The following is a 22,457-nucleotide window of genomic DNA, read 5'->3' as shown; positions in this document are numbered from 1 at the left end:
TTTAAGCCTGTGCCATTTCTATCATTTGAGTTTTAATGCTTAAAATGTTATTTTGAATGGCTGACTGCTCTAAATTTAAGTAATGAAGCATTTGCATAGAATTACGATCTTTTAGGCTTTGGATGCTTGAAATCTTATGTGAAATATCTAGCTTTTGATCTTGTAATTTTTCTAAGTCTTTTTGTAACTGTATGGCACTTGCTTTATTAATAATTATAGGGGAAATTTTAGCATCTTCTCTTTGTTCTACATGTACTTCATTGCTTCTAACAATATCTTTCTTGTCATAGCCAGAAGATACTAACATGCTTGTTTTTGAGCTATTTGAAGAGATAGATGTATAGCCATCATGATAGAAAATATTTGAGTTCATATTCGCATCTATTTGCATATCATCCTTCCTCTTATAGATTATTTTTATTTTAAACTATATTCAATAGAAAATTAAAATAGTTTTTAAAAAGTTATATTTTGAATTATATTTCTATATCCTTAAAGATAAATTATATTTATAACTTTTTTGCAACTTTATAGTTAAAATACCCAGTTAAGTGCTATTTTGTTAAAATCACGCAAAACTAATTAAAGGTAAAGCTATGAAAAAAGATGAAAACGCACACAAAAAGATGTGGGAGGGTAGATTTAGCGAGGCTAGTTCGAAGCTGCTCGAGGAATTTAATGCTTCTATAAATTTTGATAAAAATCTTTTTAAAGAAGATATCGCCGGTAGCAAGGCTCACGCAAAGATGCTTGGAATTTGTGGAATTTTGAAAAAAAATGAGTCAGAGGCGATCATAAAGGGGCTTGATGAGGTTTTATCTGAGATAAGAGCGGGTAAATTTGAGTTTAAGTTAGAAGATGAAGATATACATATGGCAGTTGAGAAGCGCCTTAGCCAGATCATCGGCGCCGAGCTTGGTGGTAGATTGCACACAGCTAGAAGTAGAAACGACCAAGTTGCGATTGATTTTAAATTTTACGTATTGAAGAAAAATTTAGAAATTTCTTCATGTATAAAAGAACTCATCGCCACGCTTACAAATTTGGCAAAAAACCACAAAGATACGCTAATGCCAGGCTACACACATCTTCAACACGCTCAGCCAGTAAGCCTTAGCTATCACTTGCTAGCATATGCATTTATGTTTAAAAGAGATTTCGAGCGTTTTATTAGCTCCTATGAGCGAAATAACTTTAGTCCGCTTGGCTCAGCAGCCCTTGCAGGCACTCCTCATAAGATAGATAGAACTATCGTTGCAAGCGAGCTTGGCTTTGCAGATTGCACACAAAATGCGATGGATAGCGTGAGCGACCGTGATTTTGCGCTGGAAATTTTATTTAACATTAGCGTTTTTATGACGCACGCTTCTAGGCTTTGCGAGGAGCTCATACTTTGGAGTTCGCAAGAATTTGGCTTTGTAAGCATCAGTGACGCTTATAGTACAGGCAGCTCTATCATGCCACAGAAGAAAAACCCTGATGTCGCCGAGCTTATACGAGGCAAAACTGGACGCGTAAATGGAAATTTAGTAGCGCTACTAACTACGATGAAAGGTCTACCACTTGCTTATAATAAAGATATGCAAGAAGATAAAGAGGGCGTGTTTGACAGTGTCTCAACCATTTTAAGTTCGACTACCATCCTAAACGAGATGATAAAAACAGCTAAATTTAATGAAAAAAACATGCTAAAAGCGACAAAAACTGGGCATCTAAGTGCTACTGATTTGGCGGATTATTTAGTACGTGAAAAAAACATCCCGTTTAGAACGGCTCATTTTATCACAGGCAAAGCTGTTGCAAAGGCTGAAAGTTTAGGACTTGATTTGAGTGAATTAAATGAAGAGCAGCTAAAAAGTGTCGATGAAAATTTAGACGAAAATGCTATTAAATTTTTAGATCTTCACGCTTCAAAAGAGGCTCGCACTTCAAAAGGCGGCACGGCAAATAAAAGCGTTGATGAGCAGATAGAAATTTTAGACTACTGGCTTAAGAAAAAAGAGTTATAATTACGCAAAATCTACAAAATTTTAAAGGATGAAAAATGTTTTTTGATGGCAAGAATAAAGAGCTTTCTAGTAAAAATGAAGCTTTACAAAGAGAAAATGAAGCTTTAAAGGCTGAAATTTTAGCACTTAAAGAGGAGCTAAAAAAAGTTAAAACTTGCGAGCCAAAAGAGCAAGCCAAGGATAAGCAAGAGGCTGTAAATTTATTGCTTTCAAGTTATCAAGATGGTATAAATTTCTTGCAATTAACAATGGAAGAAAACCTAAAAATGCTTGAAAGTATAAATGGACTGAATGAAAAGACTTTCAAAGAGACAGGCGAACTCAAGTCGCAAACGGCTGAAATTTTAAACTCGATCGAGCAAGTAAGTCAGATGAGCAATGACCTTTCAAATGACGCTTCTTCGCTTAATGGAAGCGTAAATTCGATTGCTGAGATTATAAATCTAATTAAAGACATCTCAGATCAGACAAATTTACTAGCTCTAAATGCTGCGATCGAGGCGGCCCGTGCTGGTGAGCATGGACGAGGTTTTGCTGTCGTGGCAGATGAGGTTAGAAAGCTAGCTGAGCGCACTCAAAAAGCGACACTTGAAGTAGAAGTAAATATAAATGGCCTTAAGCAAAGTGCAAATACGATGATCGAAATGAGTGAGAATTTCTCAAAAATTTCTGCAAATGCTATGAAAATTTTAGGTGGATTTGAAGGAAACATCTCAAGCGTAAACTCAAATACGCAAAATATCCTAAATCAGGCTCTAAATGTTACAAATGAAGTCTATGTAAGTAATGGAAAAATAGATCATATAAATATGAAGCTAAATGGATATAGAGGTGTGCTTTTAAATGAATTTAATAAAATTCAAGATGTTCATGAGTGTAGATTTGGCAAATGGTATGAAAAAGATGTGAAAAATACTCTTGTAAAAGATGCCAAAATTCTCTCAAGTATCGCAGCTCATCATGAAAATGTTCATCATGGACTAGAAAAAGCGATGGTTATTTTTGCTGATAAAGACAAAGGAAATTTACCTGGCGTTGAAATATTAAAAGATGTCGAAAACTCAAGTAAAGTAGGTTTTGAAGAGTTGCTTGAAGCTATTAAGTCTGCAAGAAAATAAAATCTTAGACTCATGCTTTGAGTCTAAGATTTAGAAGTTATTAAAATGTGCTTTGTGGATCAGCTACGCCTTCGCTCCAGCCAAGCTTTGCTCCGCCAAGTAGGTGAAAATGTAGGTGCATAACTTCTTGACCACCGTTTTCACCGCAGTTTGTGATGAGGCGGTATCCGCTCTTATCAACACCCATTAAGGTCGCTACTTCTTGGATAAATTTTGTCATCTCTCCCATTAAAACCGGATCCATCTCTTGGAAATTTTTATAGTGTTTTTTTGGGATAATTAGGATGTGGATCGGTGCTTTTGGATTTATGTCATTAAAAGCTAGAAATTTCTCGCTTTCAAGCACTTTGTTGCAAGGAATTTCACCAGCTACGATCTTTTCAAATATGGTCATTTTAGCTCCTTTGAAATTTTGCAAAATTATATCAAAGTGTGCTTAAATTTCGTGCTCTTTATCTTGATTTTAACTCTTTTTCTATAAAATCGACTCAAAAATTTATAAAGGCAAAAAATTGCAAGATTTCGTTAATAAAATCAAAAATGAAATTTCAACGCTTGATGATTTGGAAAAAGTCAGGGTAGAAATTTTTGGCAAAAAGGGCATCTTGGCGCAAGGCTTTGCAAAGCTAAAAGAGCTTGGTGAAGATGAGAAAAAGGAATTTGCAGCAAATTTAAACAAGCAAAGAGATGAGCTTGGCGCGCTAATAGAAGCTAAAAAGGCTGAGCTTAGCGAGCAAGAGATAGATAACAAGATGAAAAAAGAGGCCGCTGATATCACGCTATTTAATGAGCCTGTTGCTAGTGGAGCGCTGCACCCTGTTATGGCTACGATGGATAAGATAATTGAGTACTTTTTAGCTCTAAATTTCTCACTTGAAACTGGACCACTTATAGAAGATGATTTTCACAACTTTGAAGCGCTAAATTTACCAAAATACCACCCAGCAAGGGATATGCAAGATACATTTTACCTAGATGATTTTAGACTTTTAAGGACGCATACGAGCCCAGTTCAGGTGCGAACTATGCTAAATCAAAAGCCGCCTATTCGTATGATAGCGCCAGGTACTGTCTTTAGACGTGATATGGATTTAACGCATACACCGATGTTTCACCAAGTCGAGGGCCTTGTGGTGGAGGATGCTGAGAAAGTTAGCTTTGCAAATTTAAAATCAATGCTTGAAGATTTTTTAAAACATATGTTTGGCGATGTGCAAGTGCGTTTTCGTCCTAGCTTCTTTCCATTTACGGAGCCTAGTGCCGAAGTTGATATTAGTTGTATATTTTGCCATGGCAAGGGCTGCAGAGTGTGCAAGCAGACTACTTGGCTTGAAGTGCTTGGATGTGGAGTTGTTGATCCAAATGTATTTAAGGCGGTTGGCTATAAAAATGTAAGTGGATACGCTTTTGGTCTTGGCGTTGAGAGATTTGCGATGTTGCTTCATAGAGTGCCTGATTTGAGGTCACTTTTTGAGGGAGATTTAAGATTGTTGGAGCAGTTTAAATGATAATTTCAAAGCATTGGTTAAACGAGTGGATCGACCTTAGCGAGGTTAGTGGCGAGACACTTTCAAAGACATTAAATTCTATCGGGCTAGAGGTTGATAGCTATAAAGAGATAAATTTACCAAAGAGTATTGTGGTTGGCTACATAAAAAGTAGAGAGAAACACCCAGATGCTGATAAACTAAGCATTTGTCAAGTGGATGTTGGTGGAGAGACGCTTCAGATCGTGTGTGGGGCTAAAAACGTTGAAGCTGGCCAGTTTGTGCCAGTTGCACTTATTGGCACGACTATGCCAAATGGTCTTGAGATAAAAAAAGCAAAGCTAAGAGGTATCGAGTCAAGTGGTATGATCTGCTCTTCAAGTGAGCTGGGACTTCCAAAGGTAAACGATGGAATTTTACCGCTTGATGAGAGCATCGGTAAACTAAAACTTGGTACAAGTCTTAGCGAATTTGAGGTATTTAAAGATACGATAATTGAAGTTGATGTCACAGCAAACAGAGGCGATTGCCAAAATTTACATGGCATCGCAAGAGAAATTTGTGCAGCGCTTGATCTAAATATGAAAGATAGTCACGAAGACGATGAGAGCGAAAATTTACTAGGTATTGGCAGAATAGCTTCTGTGCGAGTAGAGGATAAAGTAAGTGGGTCATTTTTGTATAAGGCTTTTGAGCTAAAAGAAGGACTATATGAAAATCTAATAACTCGTATGCGTCTAGCATTAATAGAGTGCCAAAAGACAAATTTAGTTGAGAGACTGCTTGAATACGCGACATTTTGCACGGGTGTTTTATTTAGGGCTTATGATCACGCTAAACTTGTAAGTGAAGGCGAAAAGGCTGTTTTTGATATAAAAAATGGCGAAAATGGCGAATGTGTCGTTTATTGCGGTGATAAAAATTTAGGCATTGCTGGAATTTACCAAAGTGACGTAGCAAGAGTAGATGAGAAGTCAAAAGTGATCCTAGTAGAAGCTAGCTACGTAAAGCCAGATGTAGTTTCAAAAGCTATTTTTGAAAATAAAAATTTACCAAAGGGTGATCAAATTTATCGCTCAAGTCGTGGTAGCGAGCCAAATTTAGCTTATGGTGCGGATTATTTATTTAAAAGACTTGCTAATTTTAAAGATGCTCTAAATCTCTTTGCTGGCTCACAGCAGTCGCTTTTAAATACCGAGTCTATAACACTAAGCATCTCTCTTTTTGAGCTTAAAAATATGATCGGTCAAGATATTGCTAGAAATGATGTCGTTAAAATTTTAAAGAAACTTGGCTTTGAGATCGCAGTAAATGTTGAGCAAGAAAGCTTTAACGTAAAAGTGCCGTTATTTCGCCATGATATAGTAAATTCTCACGATGTTTGCGAGGAGATCGTAAGGATAGTAGGCATAGACAATATTGCCTCAAAACCACTAAATTTCTCTGAGAAAAATAGGCTAAATAAGACATATTTTGACTATAAAAACGCCCTAAATTTAAGGCGTAGAGCAGCTAATAATGGCTTTTTTGAAAGTGTGCACTATGTCTTTGATAGTGAGGATGAGCTTAGCGAGTTAAATTTTAAATCATGCAAAGTTAAGATACTAAATCCTATAAATAACGAGCTAAACACGCTTAGACCGACACTTGTTAATCACCTTCTAAGCTCAAGCGAGAAAAATATCAAAAACTCGAAACGCTCAGTTAGACTATTTGAGCTTGGAGAAATTTTTGATGAAAATGCAAATCAGGGCTTAAATTTAGGCTTTGTTGTGTCTGGACTTTTAAAAGAGCCGACTCTGATAAACGGTGCAAAAGGTGAGGAGGCAAATTTCTACGCATTTGCATCGATGGTGCAAAACGTCATAGGTAAATTTGAGCTAAAACCTTGCCAGGGCATCTCATATCTTAGCCCATACGAGCAAGCACACATCTATCAAAATGGCGAAAATATCGGCTATATCGGTAGAGTTGACGCAAGAGTTGAGGCAAAGAGAGATCTGCCAAGAACATATGTTTGCGAGATTGATTTTGCTAAGCTTAAATTTGAGCCAATTTTGGCAGTGCCTTACTCTAAATTTCAAAGCACAACAAGGGATCTTAGCCTTATTGTGCCTGAAAATTTCGAGGCTGGACAAATTTATGAGTGCATAAGAGGGCTAAATCTAAAAGAGCTAAAGGAATTTTTACCAGTTGATATCTACAAAGATGCAAAGCTAAATGGCTCGATCAGTCTTAGCCTTAAATTTACATTCCAAGATATGGAAAAAACACTCGAGGATGACGATATAAACGCACTTATGGATAAAATTTTAAGCGAGCTAAAAGAGAAACTAAATATCGGAATAAGATGAGAATTTATCCATTAGAAAAAAGTCTAAATTTAACCATCGACGACATTGCAGCCGATAAGTCTATCTCGCATAGATGCGCGATCTTTTCGCTTTTAAGCGACAAACCATCTCACGTTAGAAACTATCTAAGAGCAGGCGATACGCTAAATACCTTAAAAATAGTCGAGCTTTTAGGCGCAAAAGTTGAGGACAATGGTTTCGAAATAACGATCACACCGCCGCAAAAGATAAAAGAGCCAAATGAAATCTTAGAGTGTGGCAACTCTGGTACGGCGATGAGGCTTTTTATGGGATTATTAGCCGCACAAGAGGGCTTTTTTGTGCTAAGTGGTGATAGATATTTAAACTCGCGTCCAATGGCTAGAATAGCAAAACCTCTAAATGATATGGGTGCAAAGATAGATGGTGCAAACAACGCAAATAACGCTCCGCTTTGCATAAGAGGAACAAAATTTGAAAGATTTAGTTTTGAGAGCAAGATCGCCTCAGCTCAGGTAAAAAGTGCGCTTTTACTAGCGGCTCTTTACTCAAATGGCTGCAAATTTAGTGAGCCAGAGCTAAGCAGAGATCATACTGAGCGTATGCTAGCTGGCATGGGAGCTGATATAAAGCGTGACGACCTAGAGATCACACTGGAACCGATGAACTCGCCACTTGCGCCACTTGATATAGACGTGCCAAATGACCCAAGCTCGGCATTTTTCTTCGCGGTCGCAGCTTTAATCATCCCAAATTCGCATATCATTTTAAAAAATATCTTGCTAAATAAAACTCGCATCGAAGCTTACAGGATTTTAGAAAAAATGGGTGCTGAGATAAAATTTCACAAAACCTCAAGTAAATACGAAGATATCGGTGATATCGAGGTTGAATACTCACCAAATTTAAAAGGTATAGAAGTTAGCGAAAATATTTCGTGGCTTATCGATGAAGCCCCAGCTTTAGCCATCACATTTGCCTGCGCCAAAGGCCAAAGTAAGCTAATAAATGCCAAAGAGCTTCGTGTAAAAGAGAGCGATAGAATTGCTGTCACGATAAATGCTTTAAAGCAGTGCGGCGTTGATGCTAGCGAGCTTGAAGATGGCTTTATCATAAATGGCTCTGAGGCTAAATTTGCCACGATAGATAGCCACGGAGATCACAGGATTGCTATGAGCTTTGCTGTGCTTGGACTAAAATGTGGCATGCAGATAGAAAAGAGCGAATTTATCGCCACCTCATTCCCAAATTTTGCTGAAATTTTAAAGAAAATGGGAGCTAAAATTGAAGATTGAGCTTGCTAGTAGTTATGGATTTTGCTTTGGTGTAAAAAGGGCGATAAAGATTGCTGAAAATGCAGGAGATGCTGCGACCATTGGGCCACTCATTCATAATAACGAAGAGATAAACAGGCTTGAGAAAAACTACAATGTAAAAACACTTGAGGGCATAGATGAGCTAAAAGATGAGAAAAAGGCTATCATCCGCACTCATGGCATCACTAAAAATGACCTTGCGGAGCTAAAAAAAACCGATATAAAAGTGATCGATGCAACTTGCCCATTTGTGACAAAGCCACAACAAATTTGTGAAAAAATGAGTGAAGAGGGCTATGACGTGGTGATCTATGGTGACGTGCACCACCCTGAAGTAAAGGGCGTGAAGTCATATGCCAAGGGTAACGTCTACGTCGTGCTTGAAGAGAGCGAGCTAGAGGGTATTAAATTTAAACAAAAGGTTGCACTTGTTAGCCAAACGACTAGAAAAGTTGAGAAATTTATGCAGATCGCAAACTATCTCATGCTTCATGTAAAAGAAGTGCGCGTTTTTAACACCATCTGCAACGCAACATTTGAAAACCAAGAGGCTGCTAAAAATTTGGCAAAAAGAGCTGATGTGATGATAATAATTGGTGGAAAAAATAGCTCAAATACAAAACAACTCTACCTAATATCTAAAAATTTCTGCGAAGATAGCTACCTGATAGAAAGCGAAGAAGAGCTTGAAAAGTCATGGTTTGATGGCAAAAATTTGTGTGGCATAAGTGCGGGTGCAAGTACGCCTGACTGGATCATACAAAAAGTCGTTGATAGAATCAAAAAAGTATAAAATTTATCCTAGCTAAAGCCACAATTAACTATAATAAGCCAATTTGCCTCTACTGGCATAATAAAATTTAAAGGATCAAGATGGCTGTGAACAAAAGTGTTCAATTAGGAAAAGCAAAAGACGAAGATATCGAAGATATCGATTTTGCTGCGATGTTAGAGGAGTCTTTTAAAAAGACTGAAGAAGATAGTGACGCAAAGATCGTCAGTATCAATGGCGATGAGGTTTTAATCGACGTTGGCAAGAAATCAGAGGGCATTTTAAATGTTTCTGAGATCACTGATGCAAATGGCAACCTGACGCATAAAGTTGGCGATACGATCAAAGTTGTAATAACTGGATCAAGAAATGGAAGACCTATAGTGTCGCACAAAAAAGCACTTAGAAAAGAGAAAGTTAAAGCTTTCATCGAAGCTTACGATCCTGAAAATTCTGGCGAAATCGACGTAAAAGTAGTTGGAAAAAATAAAGGTGGCTTTATCACTCAAGATGTAAATGGCGTGGAATTTTTCTTACCAAAAACTCACAGTGGCTTTAAAAATGCTGAAGGAGTAATTGGTAAAACATATAAAGTAAGAGTTATAAAAATTGATAAAGAAGAAAATAGCATAGTTGTCTCTAGAAAGAAAATTTTAGATGACGACCGCAAAAAGCGTAAAGAAGCTCTATCAAGCATAGTAGAAAATGATAGCGTTATAGAGGGTACAGTTAAAAAAATCACAACTTATGGTATGTTTGTTGATGTTGGTGGAGTCGATGGGCTTGTGCATTACAGTGAGATAAGTTATAAAGGCCCAGTAAATCCTAGTTCACTATATAAAGAAGGCGATAAAGTTTTAGTTAAAGTTATCAGCTATGACAACGAAAAACGTCACTTGTCTTTATCTATCAAGGCAGCTACTCCAGATCCTTGGGAAGAGATCATAAATGATGGACTAGAGGTTGGTGACACTATCAAAGTTACAGTTAGTAATATTGAGCCTTACGGCGCATTTGTTGATCTTGGAAATGATATTGAAGGATTTTTACATATATCTGAAATTTCATGGGACAAAAATATCAAAAATCCAAAAGATCACATCAGCGAAGGCCAAGAGATTGATGTTGAGGTTATTGAGATAGATGCAAAAGGACACCGCCTAAGAGTAAGCCTTAAAAATTTACTTCCAAAGCCATTTGATGAGTTTAAGGCAAAACACAAAGAGGGTGACGTAGTAAAAGGCGTTGTGACAACTATCACAAATTTTGGCGCATTTGTTAGAGTGGGTTGCGTTGAAGGCTTGTTGCATAACGAAGACGCATCTTGGGATAGAAACGATAAATGCAAAGATATGTTTAAAGCTGGTGACGAGCTTGAAGTAAAAATCATCAAAATCGATAGTGCTGAACAAAAAGTTTCACTTAGCCTAAAAGACCTAAAACAAAGTCCAGTTCAAGTATTTGCCGATAAATTTAATGTAGGCGATATCGTAAAAGGAACAATTCGCGACATTAAAGACTTTGGTGTGTTTGTAGAGCTTGGCGATAACGTTGATGCACTAATCCGCAAAGAAGATCTAGGTGGTGTAGATGTTAGCACACTTAAGATCGGCGATGAGATCGAAGCAGCTATCGCATTTATCGATGAGAAGAAAAATAGAATTCGCCTGAGCATACGTCGTTTAGCAAAACAAAAAGAGCGTGAAGTGTTAAATGAGATCAATGATAATGATGATAAAGTAACACTTGGCGATATCATAAAAGAACAATTACTTTAGTTTAAATGGGCAGACGCGTACTTTTATTAGTAGTTGTCCTGCTATTTGTAATATTGGGATTGGTTGGAATTTCTCTTGTTAAATTTGCAAGTGTAAATTTCAGCCAGATACATGAAGAAAATATCACAAATGAGCAAAATTTAACCAAAAATACAACCAGCAATATTAACTGGATGAGTGAGCTAGCAACTATTAGAAAAAGAGATTATGTGCTGCCTGTAAATGAAATTTTTATAGAATACAACCGACCCAAAATAGAAAAACCAAAGATTACTGCATATGAGCTTTTGATAGATAAAAATGATATCTATTCAATGTTTTGTTTGATGCAGACTTTAAGAAAAAGTGAGGTTGATTTTACTGTTGTAAAAGATGGTGCAAAAAGCCAGATATTTTTAAATACTCAAGACTCTAAGCTTCTACAAAATATCATTTTAGAACTAAGAGTTTATGATATCCACTCAAGTGTGAGAGAGGTAAAATTATGAAGACTATCATTGTTTGCGATGCGATACATCCAGTAGGTTTTGAACTTTTAAAGAAAGAGCAAGATATAAACGTAATAGACGCAGTTAATACGCCCAAAGATGAACTTTTAAAAATTTTAGGCGAGGCTGATGTTGCTATAACAAGAAGCTCAACTGAAGTAAACGAGGCCTTTTTAAACGCTGGTAAAAAACTAAAAGCTATCGTTAGAGCTGGTGTTGGTGTAGATAATGTCGATATAGAAGGATGCTCAAGGCGTGGCATAATAGCTATGAACGTTCCAACTGCAAACACTATTGCCGCGGTTGAGCTAACAATGGCGCATATGCTAGCTTCAGCTAGATCCCTTGAATACGCTCACAACGATCTAAAACTAGATAGAATTTGGAAACGCGAGAAGTGGTATGGGGTTGAGCTTTTTAAGAAAAAGCTTGGTGTGATCGGCTTTGGAAATATTGGCTCAAGGGTAGCCGTTCGTGCAAAAGCTTTTGGTATGGAGATCATTGCTTATGATCCATATATTGACCCATCTAAAGTTATCGATATGGGCGGTACTTACACTAAAAATTTTGATGATATTTTAGCATGTGATTTTATCACGATCCATACACCAAAGACTAAAGAGACAACCAATATGATAGGCGCTAAAGAGATCGCAAAAATGAAAGATGGTGTAAGACTTATAAACTGTGCTAGAGGTGGTCTTTATAATGAAGAAGCGCTTTATGAAGGACTAAAAAGTGGCAAGATAGCATTTGCTGGTATTGATGTTTTCACAAGAGAGCCAGCAACTGATCATCTACTTCTTGATCTAAACAATGTAAGCGTCACCCCACACCTTGGAGCAAATACGCTTGAATCACAGCGAAATATCGCAGTTGAGGCAGTCGAACAAGCTATTTTAGCAGCTCGCGGTATAAGCTATCCAAATGCGTTAAATTTACCTATAAAAACAGAAGATCTACCGCCATTTGTTGAGCCTTATATCGATCTTACAAGTAAGATGGCATTTCTTGCTGCACAGATAAATAAAAGCGTTATCAAGGCTATCCGTATAGAAACTCACGGTCAGATTAGCGAATATGCAAATTCAATGCTAACTTTTGCAATCGTGGGCGCCTTAAAAGAGAGTCTTGGTGATGCGATAAATTATGTAAATGCTAAATTTTTATGCGATGAAAAAGGCATAGTGACCGAAACTAGCCTTGGCGGAGATAGCATTTTTAAAAATAAAATCACAGTTCGCTTAACTACTGAAAATGGCATTGTAACCGTTGGTGGAACGGTATTTGGTGAAAATCAGCAACGCATCGTAACGATAAATGGTTTTAAGACTGACTTTAAACCAAAAGGTAAGATGATCATCTTTAAAAATCATGACGTGCCAGGCGTTATCGCTCAGATTAGTAAAATTTTAGCTGATGAAAAGATCAATATCGCAGACTTCCGCCTTGGTAGAGATGATCACAATATGGCACTTGCTGTCATCTTGGTTGATGAACATATAAAAGCAGAAACGTTAGAGAGGCTAAACGCACTTGAAGCTTGCGTTTGGGCTCAATACGCAGTTATATAAAATTTTGAAAGGATAAAAAATGGCTTCATATTCAATGGGCGATCTAAAAAAAGGGCTAAAGATCGAGATCGATGGCGTTCCTTATAAAATCGTAGAATATCAACACGTTAAACCGGGCAAGGGTGCAGCTTTTGTTCGTGCAAAAATCAAATCTTTTATCGATGGAAAGGTGCTTGAAAAGACTTTTCATGCAGGCGATAAATGCGAGCAACCACATCTTGAAGAAAAAGAGATGCAGTATCTTTATGATGATGGTGAGTATTGTCAGTTTATGGATACGGTTACTTATGAACAAGTTGCTATTAGCGATGAGGATGTGGGTGATGTTAAAAAATGGATGATCGATGGCATGATGGTTGAAATTTTATTTCACAATGGCAATGCAATCGGCGTTGAAGTACCGCAAGTAGTTGAGCTAAAGATAGTTGAGACTCCACCAAATTTCAAGGGTGATACACAAGGCGGTAAAAAGCCAGCTACTCTTGAGAGTGGTGCGGTAGTTCAGATACCATTTCACGTACTTGAAGGCGAAGTTATCCGTGTGGATACTGTTCGCGGCGAGTATATCGAGCGTGCGAATAAATAAAGCAGTTTAATCTTTCTTACTAAATTTACGTTTAGTAAGCCTAATTCTTAGCTAAAGTCACTATTTAAAAAGTATTGGCTTTAGCAAAAAACTTCATTTCATACATTGTAAAATTTCAAATAGTGTTAGCTTAGAATACACAAAATTTTTATATTTTATAAAAATCCAAATATAGTCAAACATCGGCTCGTAAAATCTTTAAGAATCAAAAAATATATAAAATAATGAAAATTCTTAGCGAGATAGGCTAACGCTTTAACTATAAAATTTTTATATTAGGATAGTAGAACCATAAGTCAAAAATAGGGAAAAACGAGACGGTTTCCCGTCTCGGTAGCTAGCATTAAGCCGACTTTTCTTTGAGATATTTGTTTATAAGAGTTGTGATCTCTTCACCGTGAGGAAATCTCGCTTCATCATTTCCGATGCGATCTTTCTTAGAAAATATAACATCTCCATCAATCTCGACGATGAAATTTCCACCATCACCTATAACCTTTTCGACTCTTGCATCACTAAAGTTCGCTTTTATTTCATCTTCTACACGAGAAGCTACCGGACGATAGTTTCAAGAGTTGCAGTAAATAATTTTTACTTGCATGCTCTGTCCTTTCTTGTGAAATAAGCCAATATTATATAAAATTTTACTTAACAAATAAAACATATTATTGTAAAGGATAAATTTATGAAAAAAGTTGCTGTGATTTTAGCTGATGGATTTGAGGAGATAGAAGCACTAACTTCTGTTGATGTTTTACGTAGAGCTGGAGCGATAGCTTCTATTGTTGGGCTAAATGACGTAAACATCAAAGGATGTCACAATATAAGTGTAAAGGCTGATGTGACACTTCGCGAGATGAAGGAGCTAGACTACGATGCGATCGTCCTTCCTGGGGGACTTCCAGGAGCTAGCAATCTAGCAAACGATACAAGGCTCAAAGCAATTTTGCAAAATTTTGATAAAAGCAATAAGCTTATTTGTGCCATTTGTGCTGCTCCTATGGTACTTGAGAGTGCTGGTGTGCTAAAAGATCATTTTGTTTGTTATCCAGGATTTGAAGAAAATGTAAGAAGTGATAAAAGGGGCTATGATAACGGCAAGAGTGTATTGAGGGATCAAAATATTATTACAGCAAAAGGTCCTGCTGTTTCAATGGAATTTGCACTTTTTATAGTTAAAAATTTACTTGGCGATGAAGCCTATCTTCAAGTAAAGAATGATTTACTTTATAAATAGCTTATAAAGATAAAATAATTTTTTATTTAATTATTCTTTTTAAACTTAAAATTAGATTTTGTTTAGTGATAGTTATAGAAGCTCTATATATACGAGTTTGTATCTTTTAAGAATATTTTTCAAAAAAATATAATAAATTTTTGATTTTTTACATCTTTTTGACGAAAATTAGCTATTATCACACTAACCGAATAAATCGGTAATTTTTTTAAGGAACACTCCTGTGAATATTTATGTAGGAAATTTGTCGTATAGAACGACAGAGGCAGAATTAAAGGAAGCCTTTGCACAATTTGGTGAAGTAAGGCGAGCAAAAATAGTAAAAGATAGAGAAACTGATCGTTCAAAAGGCTTTGGATTTGTTGAAATGGACGATGCAAATGAGGGACAAAAGGCTATAGACGCGCTAAATGAAAAAGAACTAGGCGGACGTACTTTAAGGGTAAATGAGGCTAGACCAAGAGATTAATGACTATTTGCCACCAAATGGTGGCATAGCATCCCGCATAGCTCCTACTCCTAGTGGTTTTTTGCATGCTGGCAATGCTTATAACTTCATCCTGACTTATCTTTTGACACGTTCGGCAAGCGGCGTTTTGCACTTACGTATTGATGACTATGACCTTGGTAGATACCGGCAAGAATTTGTTCAAAATATCTTTGATGTTTTAGAATTTTTAGGGCTTGAATATGATAAAGGGCCAATTAGCGTAAGTGACTTTGAGCGTAATTTTAGCTTTAAAGTAAGAGCTAAAAGATACGAAGATGTACTTGAAAAATTAGATGAAATTTATATCTGCGAGTGTTCAAGAACTACAAAAAATGCCTATAAAAACGGCATTTACACTAAAATTTGTAAAAATAAAAACCTAAAATTTATAAAAGACAAGACCGCGATTAGACTAAGCGTGAATGAGGGCGACCCTCTTGGTAGGCTTTTGACAGAGCAAATGGGCGATTTTGTGATTTATAAAAAAGATTTTACTCCGGCTTACAACTTTGCAAGTGTGATAGATGATGAAGATATGGGCGTAAATTTGGTTATTAGAGGGGAAGACCTGCTATCTTGCACGCTAGCTCAAAGATACCTTGCAAAAAGGCTAAATTTTAGATTTTTTAATGCTAATTTTATTCATCATAAGCTACTTTTAAAAGATGGCAAAAAGCTCTCAAAAAGCTCAAAATCACCGCCAATTAATCTAAAAGATAGCCCGCAAATTTATTACAAAATTTTGGCAAATGATCTTGGTTTAGATATAAAATCAGCGGACAAAATCCAAAATCTACTTTATGAGTTTAAGCTAAAAAATATTGCAAAAAATTTTTGCAAAGTATGAGCTAAATTTATACTATATATGCAGTTTGTCCCCGCCTTAATATTTTGCTTTGATTATCTAAGCTTTGTCTCGAAAAATGCGTTAAAAAGCGAGTTTATGCCTTGCTTTGTAAATTTCTCCATTATCTTTTCGATCTGCGGTTTTTCTTGCCAAACTGGCTCATCTACGAGGCTCATTTTTACTAGCTCGTTTTGAGCGTCCATGTAGCTACCGAGGCTATCAATTAGTCCCATTTTTAGGGCGTTGTGTGCCAAAAAGACCCTTGCATTTGCCCACTCATCTTTTTTCTTGATATCTAAATTTCTAGCCTCTGCCACGTCACTTACAAAGAGCATGTAAGCGTCATTTACGAGCCCTTGTAAGCTCTCACGCTCTTGCTTGCTCCAGCTCCTCATAAAGGTGCCAGCCTCTTTAAACTCGCCAACCTTCACCACCTGCTCGCTCACTCCTAAATTTTTGGCTAAATTTTCGATGTTTGCCCCTTGCATGATGACGCCAATGGAGCCGATGAAAGCGCCTGGGTTTGCGACGATAGTATTAGCATTTACGCCAGCGTAGTAGCTGCCGCTTGCCATGTTTCCAGCTGCGTATGCGAGTACTTTTTTGCTCTCTTTTAGTCGCTTGACCGCCATGGCTAGCTCCACGCTAGGACTTAGCGCGCCGCCTGGACTATCGATGTAGAGTAGCACGCCTTTGATGTTGCTATCAAGCCTTGCTTTTTCTAGCGCATCTAAAATTTCGCTTGTGTCCATTATCGTGCCGGTGATGTCTATGCGGGCTAAATTTGGCTCTTTCATCTTGCCATCTGGCGCGAAAATCAAAAATAAGATCAGCAAAAATACGAGCGCCTTAAAGTAGTTATTGATAAATTTAAAAATTCCCAAAAATCCTTTAAAAATAAGCCTTAAAATTTGCAAATTTTACCTCCGATATATAGTTTTTTTGCTTCATTTGTGTGAAGTATGAGCTGAAGTATTAGCTCGCTATCATCGCACTCTTGATCGCTATAGACTGCAAGATTAGCAGCAAGCCCAGCCTTTATCTCGCCGTTATTTGTCCTAAGTGCCTTTGCTCCACCATGCGTTGCAGCAACAAAAAGCCTAGTGGCAAGCTCGTTTAGATCAAGGCTGGCGTGGGTAAATAGGGCAGCTCTTAGTTCATGCCAAAAATTTAGGCTGATATTTGAGCTAAGGCCGTCTGTGCCGATATTTAAGTTGACATCATTTTTAAAAATTTCTTTTAAATTTAGCGCCTTTTTGCCAAGTAACCTATTTGAAACGGCGCAGTGCGTCACGCTGTGATGCGGCTTAAATTTAGCAAAATCGCTCACATAAACGCAGTGCGTAAATAGAGTATTTATCTCACGAAACATCGCAAAGTAGCCATTTGCGTCATACATCGGCTTTGGATCTTGGCTAAATCTTAAAAGATGCTTTTTAAAGCCACCGCTGCCGTGCTCTAGCCACTGCTTTTCAGCATTGCTCTCTAAAAAGTGCGTGCTAACAAGAAGATCGTCTTTTTTGGCTATCTCAAGGGCGGCTTTAGCGAGCTTTGGGTGCACAGAGTAGGGCGAGTGCAGCGAGATAGCTGGGGTAAAATTTTTACTTTTATAGCCCTTTGTTTTTTCAAATTTAGCTAAGAAATTTTGCAAATTTTGCTGAACCATTTGCTCGCTTGAGCCTAAAATTTCACTAAAAAGTACGACTTTTAGAGGGCTAGCGGCTAAAATTTCAAGCTCCGAGCCAAAGCTAGATATCTCGCCAATGGTGCAAACTCCACTTTTTAGCAGAGAATTTATGGCCTCATTCATTGCTTTTTTAGCGTCCATTTTGGCTAGCTCGCCACCTTTATCGATGATAGAGCCAAGCCACTTTATAAAATCGCCATATTTTAGTGTGCTAACGTTTGAGCTAAACTCCAAATGAACGTGCGTATTTACAAAGGCTGGGGCGATCACACTATCACCAAAGTTAAAAATTTTCGCCTCTTTAAATTTCTTTTGCGCCTCTTTTTCGCTTGTAATTTCTAAAATTTTATCATTATCAATGACGACACAAGAATTTCTTAAAATTTTTGGATTTTCTCCGCCAGTGATGATCTTTTTTGCTTTTAAAATTTCCATTTCTAGCCTTAAATTTTTGTTATTGTAGCGAAAATTTAGGAACGAAAATGTATAATTTGGGCTATTTAATCAAAAAGGAGTGACATGGATAAGAAGCTAAAAATAATGGTTATCCAAGGCCCAAATATCAATATGCTTGGTGCTAGAGAGCCAGGAATTTACGGCGTTATGAAGATGGAGGATATCCACTCTCAAATGAAGATCGTTGCCGATCAGAATGACGTTGAGATCGAGTTTTTTCAAAGCAACCTTGAGGGCGAGCTAGTCGATAAGATCCAAGAGTGCTTGGGCGATGCTGATGGCATCATCATAAACCCAGCTGCTTACACTCACACATCTATCGCTATCCGTGACGCGCTAAGTGCGGTTGCGCTGCCAGTTATCGAGGTGCATATCAGCAACGTTTATAGAAGAGAAGAGTTTCGCCACAAAAGCCTCATTGCACCAGTTGCAGCAGGCCAGATCGTGGGCTTTGGACCAGTTGGCTATCATTTGGCGATGATAGGCATGCTTCAAATTTTTGAGCAAATCAAAGCAGTAAGAGCAAATCAAAAAGCACAATGAATTTCATCTTAAAGGACGAAAACGCCGTATTTTATGAGTGCGGTTACAGCTGCGATAATGAGTTTTTGCTATGCCTTGATGGCGTAAAATACTTTTTTACGGATGCGAGGTACTATTTTGAGGCAAAAAGCTGTGTAAATACAGGTGTAGTCGTTCTTTTAGCGCAGAGAAATTTAATAAGCGAGGTGCGGGCATTTTTAAGAAAGATGAAGCCAAGCAGCCTTGTTTTTAACCCTGATGAGCTAAGTTTAAGTGAATTTAACGCGCTTAGCAAGGGCTTTAAGATAAATTTCAAGCCAAAGGCAAATTTCTCTAGGCTAAAGAGAATTTGCAAAAGCGAAGATGAGATAAAAATTTTAAAAAAAGCTAGCGAATTTGGAGCTAAATGCTTTGATGAATTTGCTAAATTTGTGCGTGAAAATGGCGAGGGGATGAGCGAAAAAGAGCTTCATTTTAACGCCTCGCTCATCTTTAGACAAAAAAACGAGCTAGGTCTTAGCTTTGATCCGATCGTAGCTATAAACGAAAATGCCGCAAAGGCGCACGCGCTGCCCGGGGATAAAATTTTAAAAAAAGGCGATTTGCTATTACTTGACGCTGGGGTGAAATTTAAGCGTTACTGCTCTGACCGCACCAGAACTGCTTGCTTTGATGAAAATTTTAACTTCTCAAAGGAGCAAAAATTTAAAAACGCAAAGATGCAAGAAATTTACGAGATCGTAAAAGAGGCTCAGGCTGCTGCGATAAAGGTCGCTAGAGCTGGCGTTAGGGCGTGTGAGATAGACCTTGCAGCAAGAAGCGTGATAGCAAGGGCTGGATATGAAAAGGCTTTTTTTCACTCGACAGGACACGGCGTGGGTGTCGATATACACGAGCTTCCAGTCATCTCAGCAAGGAGCGAAACGCTCATAAAAAAGGGTATGGTCTTTAGCGTGGAGCCTGGAATTTATCTTGAAAATGAATTTGGCGTGCGTATCGAGGACGTGGTGGTCGCAAGAGAAGGTGGGTGCGAGATTTTATGAGGCTAGCTGGAGCAAGAAAGATCGTAAAAAGCCGTTTTTGCCCTAGTTTTTTTCATAAAAGAGATGAGTTTAAGTATGAGGCGCTAGTTGGCATGGGTGGCAACATCGGTGATAGCGCAAAGAGGTTTGATAAATTTATAAGAGCGATTAGCGAAGATAGGCGTTTTCACGTAGTTGAAGTCTCACCTATCCTTATAAATGCAGCTTTTGGCTACGAAGCGCAGGATGATTTTAGTAACGCTGTTATAAATTTACAAACATCTATGAGCCCTCGGGATTTACTAAAAATTTTGGGGCACTATGAGAGTAAATTTAAGCGCGTGAGGATGTTTAAAAATGCACCACGCACGCTTGATCTGGACATTTTGTATTTTAGTAAAAAAGTCTATAAGACGCCGCACCTTATCGTTCCACACCCAGGAGCCGATAAGAGGCTTAGCGTGATCGTGCCACTAGGGCTTATGAGAGGTTAAAAGGATATAAATGGCTACAAAATTTCATACTTTTACAGGCGAGAGCACCATCGAGGCTTTGAAAAAGGCTCAAGAAACGTGCGGTGAAAAAGCCATACTAGTTACTACAAAGCAGATTCAAGCCAAAACGATAAATAAAAAGCCGCTTTATGAAATTTTAGTAAGCGTCGAAGAGGACGATGTAAAGCAGCCCACAAAACCAAATACAAAAGCCATAAATTACGAAAATGCCTATTCTAAATTTAATAAAAACTATGAACCTACTAAGCCAAAATTTGAGATAAAAGAAGAACCGGCTAAATTTGAGGCAAAGACAGCATCACCAGAGCCTTATGATCCAAACGAGAGCGTGCTTTTAAATATCTCAGCTGCTGCAAAAGAGATAAGCACTATCGCAAATGTAAATATCGATGACGTCAAAGATAAAGAGTCAAGCATACCAAACGGCATGAATAAAAAAATAGACGATGTGGCAAAGCAAGTAAGCGCGCTAAGCGAGAAAATAGGGCTCATAACTGACATGATCTGGGACGAAAAAGCCCCAAATCGCAATAATCTCTCGATCCCGCCGGAGTTTGCTAGCATCTATAAACTCGCAAAACAAAGCGGCATGAAAGAGGAGCATTTAGAGGCGATCATGCAAACGACGCTTGAAAATTTGCCAGTCTCGATGAAGAGCAATCCAACCGCAGTAAAGAGATACTTCTACTCACTTTTGCGGAATATGCTACCTTGCAGAAAAGAGCCAAGCGATAAAAAACAACGTATTATGATGCTAGTTGGCCCAACCGGAGTTGGTAAGACGACGACTCTTGCAAAGCTAGCTGCTCGTTTTGCATACGGCAATGAAAAGCGCTATAAAACAGGTATCATCACGCTTGATACATATCGTATTGGAGCGGTTGAGCAGCTATTTCAATACGCTAAAATGATGAAGCTACCTATTCTCGATGTCATTGAGATAGATGACTTTCAAAATGCTATCAAACAGCTTAATTATTGTGATGTGATACTTATTGATACGACTGGAAATTCGCAGTATGACAAAGAAAAGCTTGAAAGGCTTGATAAATTTTTAAAGCATAGCGGCGCAAAGATCGATGTAAATTTGGTCCTTTCGGCTGGCTCAAAGGTTGAGGATCTAATAGAAATTTATAATGGATTTTCATTTTTGGATATTGACACGCTGATAATCACAAAATTTGATGAGACAAAAATTTTTGGCAATGTCTTTTCGCTGATATATGAGACAAACACGCCAGTTAGCTACTTTAGCGTGGGTCAAGAGGTGCCTGATGATCTTGTGGAGGCAAAGAGCGAATTTTTAGTAGAGTGCGTGTTTGACGGCTTTACAAAGCAAAAGGCTAGAGATGAATAATCAAGCGCAAAAATTACAAAGTTTAGTCCAGTCTCAAAGCAAGAGTAAAAATACGCATTTTATTGCGATTACTAGTGGTAAAGGCGGTGTTGGCAAGAGTACGATAAGTGCAAATTTGGCAAATGTTTTATCAAAAAATGGCTACAAAGTAGGGCTTTTTGACGCTGATATCGGCCTTGCAAACCTTGACGTCATCTTAAATGTAAAAATGGGTAAAAACCTGCTTCACGTGCTAAAAGGCGAGTGCAGCCTAAAAGATATCTTGATACCTATAAATAAAAATTTGATCCTCATTCCTGGCGAAAGCGGCGATGAAATTTTGAAATTTAACAATCAATTTTTATTTGAAAGATTTTTAGATGAGGCGAGCGAGCTTGATGAGCTTGATTTTTTGATCATTGACACCGGAGCTGGCATAGGTGGTAGCACGCAGCTGTTTTTAGAGGCAGCTGATGAGGTCGTGGTGGTGACTGTGCCTGATCCTGCGGCGATAACCGATGCATACGCTGTCATAAAGATCGTCTCAAGGTTTAAAAATAGCGAGCTTTTGCTCTTAAATATGGTAAAAAATGAAGCAGAAGCGACTAGAATTTATGAAAATATCAAACGTGTTGCTAATGCAAATATCGGGCCTAGCTTAAATTTAGAGCTTATAGGATTTGTGACTTCTGATAAGAATGTTTCAAGAAGCATAAAACAACGAACACTTTTTACAGACGATGCTGCTTATGCTGAGCCTAGTGCTCAGATAAAACAAATAGCTTCGAATTTACTTTATAGGTTGGAACGAAAAGTGCTTAACGATGAGCAAAGCAGGAGCTTTGGGGGCTTCTTTAAGCGTTTGATAGAACAATTTTAATGGA

23 protein-coding genes and 1 pseudogene are annotated in these 22,457 nt (G+C 37.8%); 19 read left to right on the top strand and 5 right to left on the bottom strand.

All coding sequences use genetic code 11. The features are described 5' to 3' along the window. Position 1 precedes the first annotated feature (1 nt). Positions 2-391: a hypothetical protein gene (locus tag A3223_RS02955; protein ID WP_084108707.1), complete on the bottom strand. Its 390-nt coding sequence runs from the start codon at positions 389-391 to the stop codon at positions 2-4. A gap of 205 nt (positions 392-596) precedes the next feature. Here A3223_RS02955 and argH point away from each other — a divergent pair, with 205 nt between their 5' ends. The 3 genes and pseudogenes from argH (at position 597) to A3223_RS09985 (ending at position 3,127) form a co-directional block, all read left to right on the top strand. Further along, entirely contained in the window at positions 597-2,009 is a 1,413-nt protein-coding gene (gene argH, locus A3223_RS02950; protein WP_084108704.1) for an argininosuccinate lyase, read from the top strand. A 446-nt stretch (positions 2,010-2,455) separates the two neighbouring features. Continuing rightward, positions 2,456-2,749: pseudogene (locus A3223_RS09990) on the top strand (methyl-accepting chemotaxis protein); the annotation flags it as partial. A 69-nt stretch (positions 2,750-2,818) separates the two neighbouring features. After that, a complete protein-coding gene (locus tag A3223_RS09985) occupies positions 2,819-3,127 on the top strand; it encodes a CZB domain-containing protein (RefSeq protein ID WP_374048490.1) in 309 nt (102 codons plus the stop codon). 40 nt (positions 3,128-3,167) lie between these two features. Here A3223_RS09985 and A3223_RS02940 read toward each other — a convergent pair whose 3' ends face one another. Beyond that, positions 3,168-3,521 carry a histidine triad nucleotide-binding protein gene (locus A3223_RS02940; RefSeq protein ID WP_021091047.1) on the bottom strand — a complete coding sequence of 118 codons (354 nt, stop codon included), beginning with the start codon at positions 3,519-3,521 and terminating at the stop codon, positions 3,168-3,170. A gap of 118 nt (positions 3,522-3,639) precedes the next feature. Here A3223_RS02940 and pheS point away from each other — a divergent pair, with 118 nt between their 5' ends. The 8 genes from pheS to efp all read left to right on the top strand — a co-directional run bounded on the left by pheS (position 3,640) and on the right by efp (position 13,461). Continuing rightward, positions 3,640-4,635 carry a phenylalanine--tRNA ligase subunit alpha gene (gene pheS / locus A3223_RS02935; RefSeq protein ID WP_084108699.1) on the top strand — a complete coding sequence of 332 codons (996 nt, stop codon included), beginning with the start codon at positions 3,640-3,642 and terminating at the stop codon, positions 4,633-4,635. Beyond that, the gene (gene pheT / locus A3223_RS02930; protein WP_084108697.1) at positions 4,632-6,968 is read left to right on the top strand and encodes a phenylalanine--tRNA ligase subunit beta; all 2,337 of its coding nucleotides are present in this window, start codon (positions 4,632-4,634) and stop codon (positions 6,966-6,968) included. The genes pheS and pheT overlap by 4 nt, the downstream gene beginning before the upstream one ends. Beyond that, positions 6,965-8,242, top strand: coding sequence for a 3-phosphoshikimate 1-carboxyvinyltransferase (gene aroA / locus A3223_RS02925; protein WP_084108695.1), 1,278 nt, complete (start codon positions 6,965-6,967; stop codon positions 8,240-8,242). Before pheT ends, aroA begins: the two co-directional genes overlap by 4 nt. Beyond that, positions 8,232-9,056: a 4-hydroxy-3-methylbut-2-enyl diphosphate reductase gene (locus A3223_RS02920; protein ID WP_084108692.1), complete on the top strand. Its 825-nt coding sequence runs from the start codon at positions 8,232-8,234 to the stop codon at positions 9,054-9,056. The genes aroA and A3223_RS02920 overlap by 11 nt, the downstream gene beginning before the upstream one ends. 80 nt (positions 9,057-9,136) lie before the next feature. Then, entirely contained in the window at positions 9,137-10,813 is a 1,677-nt protein-coding gene (locus A3223_RS02915; RefSeq protein WP_084108689.1) for a 30S ribosomal protein S1, read from the top strand. 59 nt (positions 10,814-10,872) lie between these two features. Next, entirely contained in the window at positions 10,873-11,301 is a 429-nt protein-coding gene (locus A3223_RS02910) for a hypothetical protein (RefSeq protein ID WP_257639231.1), read from the top strand. After that, positions 11,295-12,875: a phosphoglycerate dehydrogenase gene (gene serA, locus A3223_RS02905; protein WP_257639249.1), complete on the top strand. Its 1,581-nt coding sequence runs from the start codon at positions 11,295-11,297 to the stop codon at positions 12,873-12,875. Before A3223_RS02910 ends, serA begins: the two co-directional genes overlap by 7 nt. 19 nt (positions 12,876-12,894) lie before the next feature. Beyond that, a complete protein-coding gene (efp, locus tag A3223_RS02900) occupies positions 12,895-13,461 on the top strand; it encodes an elongation factor P (RefSeq protein WP_021090997.1) in 567 nt (188 codons plus the stop codon). Positions 13,462-13,804: 343 nt separating this feature from the next. Here the strand turns inward: efp and A3223_RS02895 are convergent, their stop codons facing one another. Then, entirely contained in the window at positions 13,805-14,062 is a 258-nt protein-coding gene (locus tag A3223_RS02895) for a SelT/SelW/SelH family (seleno)protein (RefSeq protein WP_257639230.1), read from the bottom strand. Between the two features lie 84 nt (positions 14,063-14,146). Here A3223_RS02895 and A3223_RS02890 point away from each other — a divergent pair, with 84 nt between their 5' ends. The 3 genes from A3223_RS02890 to A3223_RS02880 all read left to right on the top strand — a co-directional run bounded on the left by A3223_RS02890 (position 14,147) and on the right by A3223_RS02880 (position 16,035). Then, positions 14,147-14,698: a DJ-1 family glyoxalase III gene (locus tag A3223_RS02890; protein ID WP_084108684.1), complete on the top strand. Its 552-nt coding sequence runs from the start codon at positions 14,147-14,149 to the stop codon at positions 14,696-14,698. A 223-nt stretch (positions 14,699-14,921) separates the two neighbouring features. Beyond that, positions 14,922-15,167, top strand: a complete 246-nt coding sequence (locus A3223_RS02885; RefSeq protein WP_009294719.1) for an RNA recognition motif domain-containing protein — start codon at positions 14,922-14,924, stop codon at positions 15,165-15,167. Beyond that, on the top strand, positions 15,145-16,035 hold the full coding sequence (locus A3223_RS02880; protein WP_084108681.1) for a glutamate--tRNA ligase family protein: 891 nt from the start codon (positions 15,145-15,147) through the stop codon (positions 16,033-16,035). The genes A3223_RS02885 and A3223_RS02880 overlap by 23 nt, the downstream gene beginning before the upstream one ends. Positions 16,036-16,088: 53 nt before the next feature. On the opposite strand, the gene sppA is transcribed toward A3223_RS02880, so the two are convergent. Together sppA and mqnF are read right to left on the bottom strand one after the other, a co-directional pair. Continuing rightward, complete coding sequence (sppA, locus tag A3223_RS02875; RefSeq protein WP_084108678.1) at positions 16,089-16,952, bottom strand: signal peptide peptidase SppA; 864 nt, start codon at positions 16,950-16,952, stop codon at positions 16,089-16,091. Beyond that, positions 16,940-18,157 (bottom strand): aminofutalosine deaminase family hydrolase, encoded by a 1,218-nt coding sequence (gene mqnF / locus A3223_RS02870; RefSeq protein ID WP_084108675.1) that lies wholly within the window; start codon positions 18,155-18,157, stop codon positions 16,940-16,942. The genes sppA and mqnF overlap by 13 nt, the downstream gene beginning before the upstream one ends. Positions 18,158-18,241: 84 nt before the next feature. Between mqnF and aroQ the strand changes: the two genes are divergently transcribed. From aroQ to A3223_RS02845, 5 genes are read left to right on the top strand one after another with little or no spacing between them, the layout of a single operon-like run. Beyond that, positions 18,242-18,721 carry a type II 3-dehydroquinate dehydratase gene (aroQ, locus tag A3223_RS02865; RefSeq protein WP_004317604.1) on the top strand — a complete coding sequence of 160 codons (480 nt, stop codon included), beginning with the start codon at positions 18,242-18,244 and terminating at the stop codon, positions 18,719-18,721. Then, positions 18,718-19,743 carry a M24 family metallopeptidase gene (locus tag A3223_RS02860; RefSeq protein ID WP_084108672.1) on the top strand — a complete coding sequence of 342 codons (1,026 nt, stop codon included), beginning with the start codon at positions 18,718-18,720 and terminating at the stop codon, positions 19,741-19,743. Before aroQ ends, A3223_RS02860 begins: the two co-directional genes overlap by 4 nt. Then, positions 19,740-20,216 (top strand): 2-amino-4-hydroxy-6-hydroxymethyldihydropteridine diphosphokinase, encoded by a 477-nt coding sequence (gene folK / locus A3223_RS02855; protein WP_084108669.1) that lies wholly within the window; start codon positions 19,740-19,742, stop codon positions 20,214-20,216. Before A3223_RS02860 ends, folK begins: the two co-directional genes overlap by 4 nt. 10 nt (positions 20,217-20,226) lie before the next feature. Beyond that, entirely contained in the window at positions 20,227-21,594 is a 1,368-nt protein-coding gene (flhF, locus tag A3223_RS02850) for a flagellar biosynthesis protein FlhF (protein WP_084108666.1), read from the top strand. Continuing rightward, on the top strand, positions 21,587-22,453 hold the full coding sequence (locus tag A3223_RS02845) for a P-loop NTPase (protein ID WP_084108663.1): 867 nt from the start codon (positions 21,587-21,589) through the stop codon (positions 22,451-22,453). Before flhF ends, A3223_RS02845 begins: the two co-directional genes overlap by 8 nt. Positions 22,454-22,457 lie beyond the last annotated feature (4 nt).

The organism is Campylobacter concisus, assembly GCF_002092855.1.
Lineage (GTDB): Bacteria > Campylobacterota > Campylobacteria > Campylobacterales > Campylobacteraceae > Campylobacter_A > Campylobacter_A concisus_AI.
This window is presented reverse-complemented; position numbering and strand designations above follow the sequence as displayed.

What these genes read in the sequence shown, in the direction of transcription:
- A3223_RS02955 (WP_084108707.1), bottom strand. Translation starts at nt 391, where the DNA reads ATGCAAATAGATGCGAATATGAACTCAAATATTTTCTATCATGATGGC.
- argH (WP_084108704.1), top strand. Translation starts at nt 597, where the DNA reads ATGAAAAAAGATGAAAACGCACACAAAAAGATGTGGGAGGGTAGATTT.
- A3223_RS09985 (WP_374048490.1), top strand. Translation starts at nt 2,819, where the DNA reads ATGAAGCTAAATGGATATAGAGGTGTGCTTTTAAATGAATTTAATAAA.
- A3223_RS02940 (WP_021091047.1), bottom strand. Translation starts at nt 3,521, where the DNA reads ATGACCATATTTGAAAAGATCGTAGCTGGTGAAATTCCTTGCAACAAA.
- pheT (WP_084108697.1), top strand. Translation starts at nt 4,632, where the DNA reads ATGATAATTTCAAAGCATTGGTTAAACGAGTGGATCGACCTTAGCGAG.
- aroA (WP_084108695.1), top strand. Translation starts at nt 6,965, where the DNA reads ATGAGAATTTATCCATTAGAAAAAAGTCTAAATTTAACCATCGACGAC.
- A3223_RS02915 (WP_084108689.1), top strand. Translation starts at nt 9,137, where the DNA reads ATGGCTGTGAACAAAAGTGTTCAATTAGGAAAAGCAAAAGACGAAGAT.
- efp (WP_021090997.1), top strand. Translation starts at nt 12,895, where the DNA reads ATGGCTTCATATTCAATGGGCGATCTAAAAAAAGGGCTAAAGATCGAG.
- A3223_RS02890 (WP_084108684.1), top strand. Translation starts at nt 14,147, where the DNA reads ATGAAAAAAGTTGCTGTGATTTTAGCTGATGGATTTGAGGAGATAGAA.
- A3223_RS02880 (WP_084108681.1), top strand. Translation starts at nt 15,145, where the DNA reads ATGAGGCTAGACCAAGAGATTAATGACTATTTGCCACCAAATGGTGGC.
- mqnF (WP_084108675.1), bottom strand. Translation starts at nt 18,157, where the DNA reads ATGGAAATTTTAAAAGCAAAAAAGATCATCACTGGCGGAGAAAATCCA.
- aroQ (WP_004317604.1), top strand. Translation starts at nt 18,242, where the DNA reads ATGGATAAGAAGCTAAAAATAATGGTTATCCAAGGCCCAAATATCAAT.
- A3223_RS02860 (WP_084108672.1), top strand. Translation starts at nt 18,718, where the DNA reads ATGAATTTCATCTTAAAGGACGAAAACGCCGTATTTTATGAGTGCGGT.
- folK (WP_084108669.1), top strand. Translation starts at nt 19,740, where the DNA reads ATGAGGCTAGCTGGAGCAAGAAAGATCGTAAAAAGCCGTTTTTGCCCT.
- flhF (WP_084108666.1), top strand. Translation starts at nt 20,227, where the DNA reads ATGGCTACAAAATTTCATACTTTTACAGGCGAGAGCACCATCGAGGCT.
- A3223_RS02845 (WP_084108663.1), top strand. Translation starts at nt 21,587, where the DNA reads ATGAATAATCAAGCGCAAAAATTACAAAGTTTAGTCCAGTCTCAAAGC.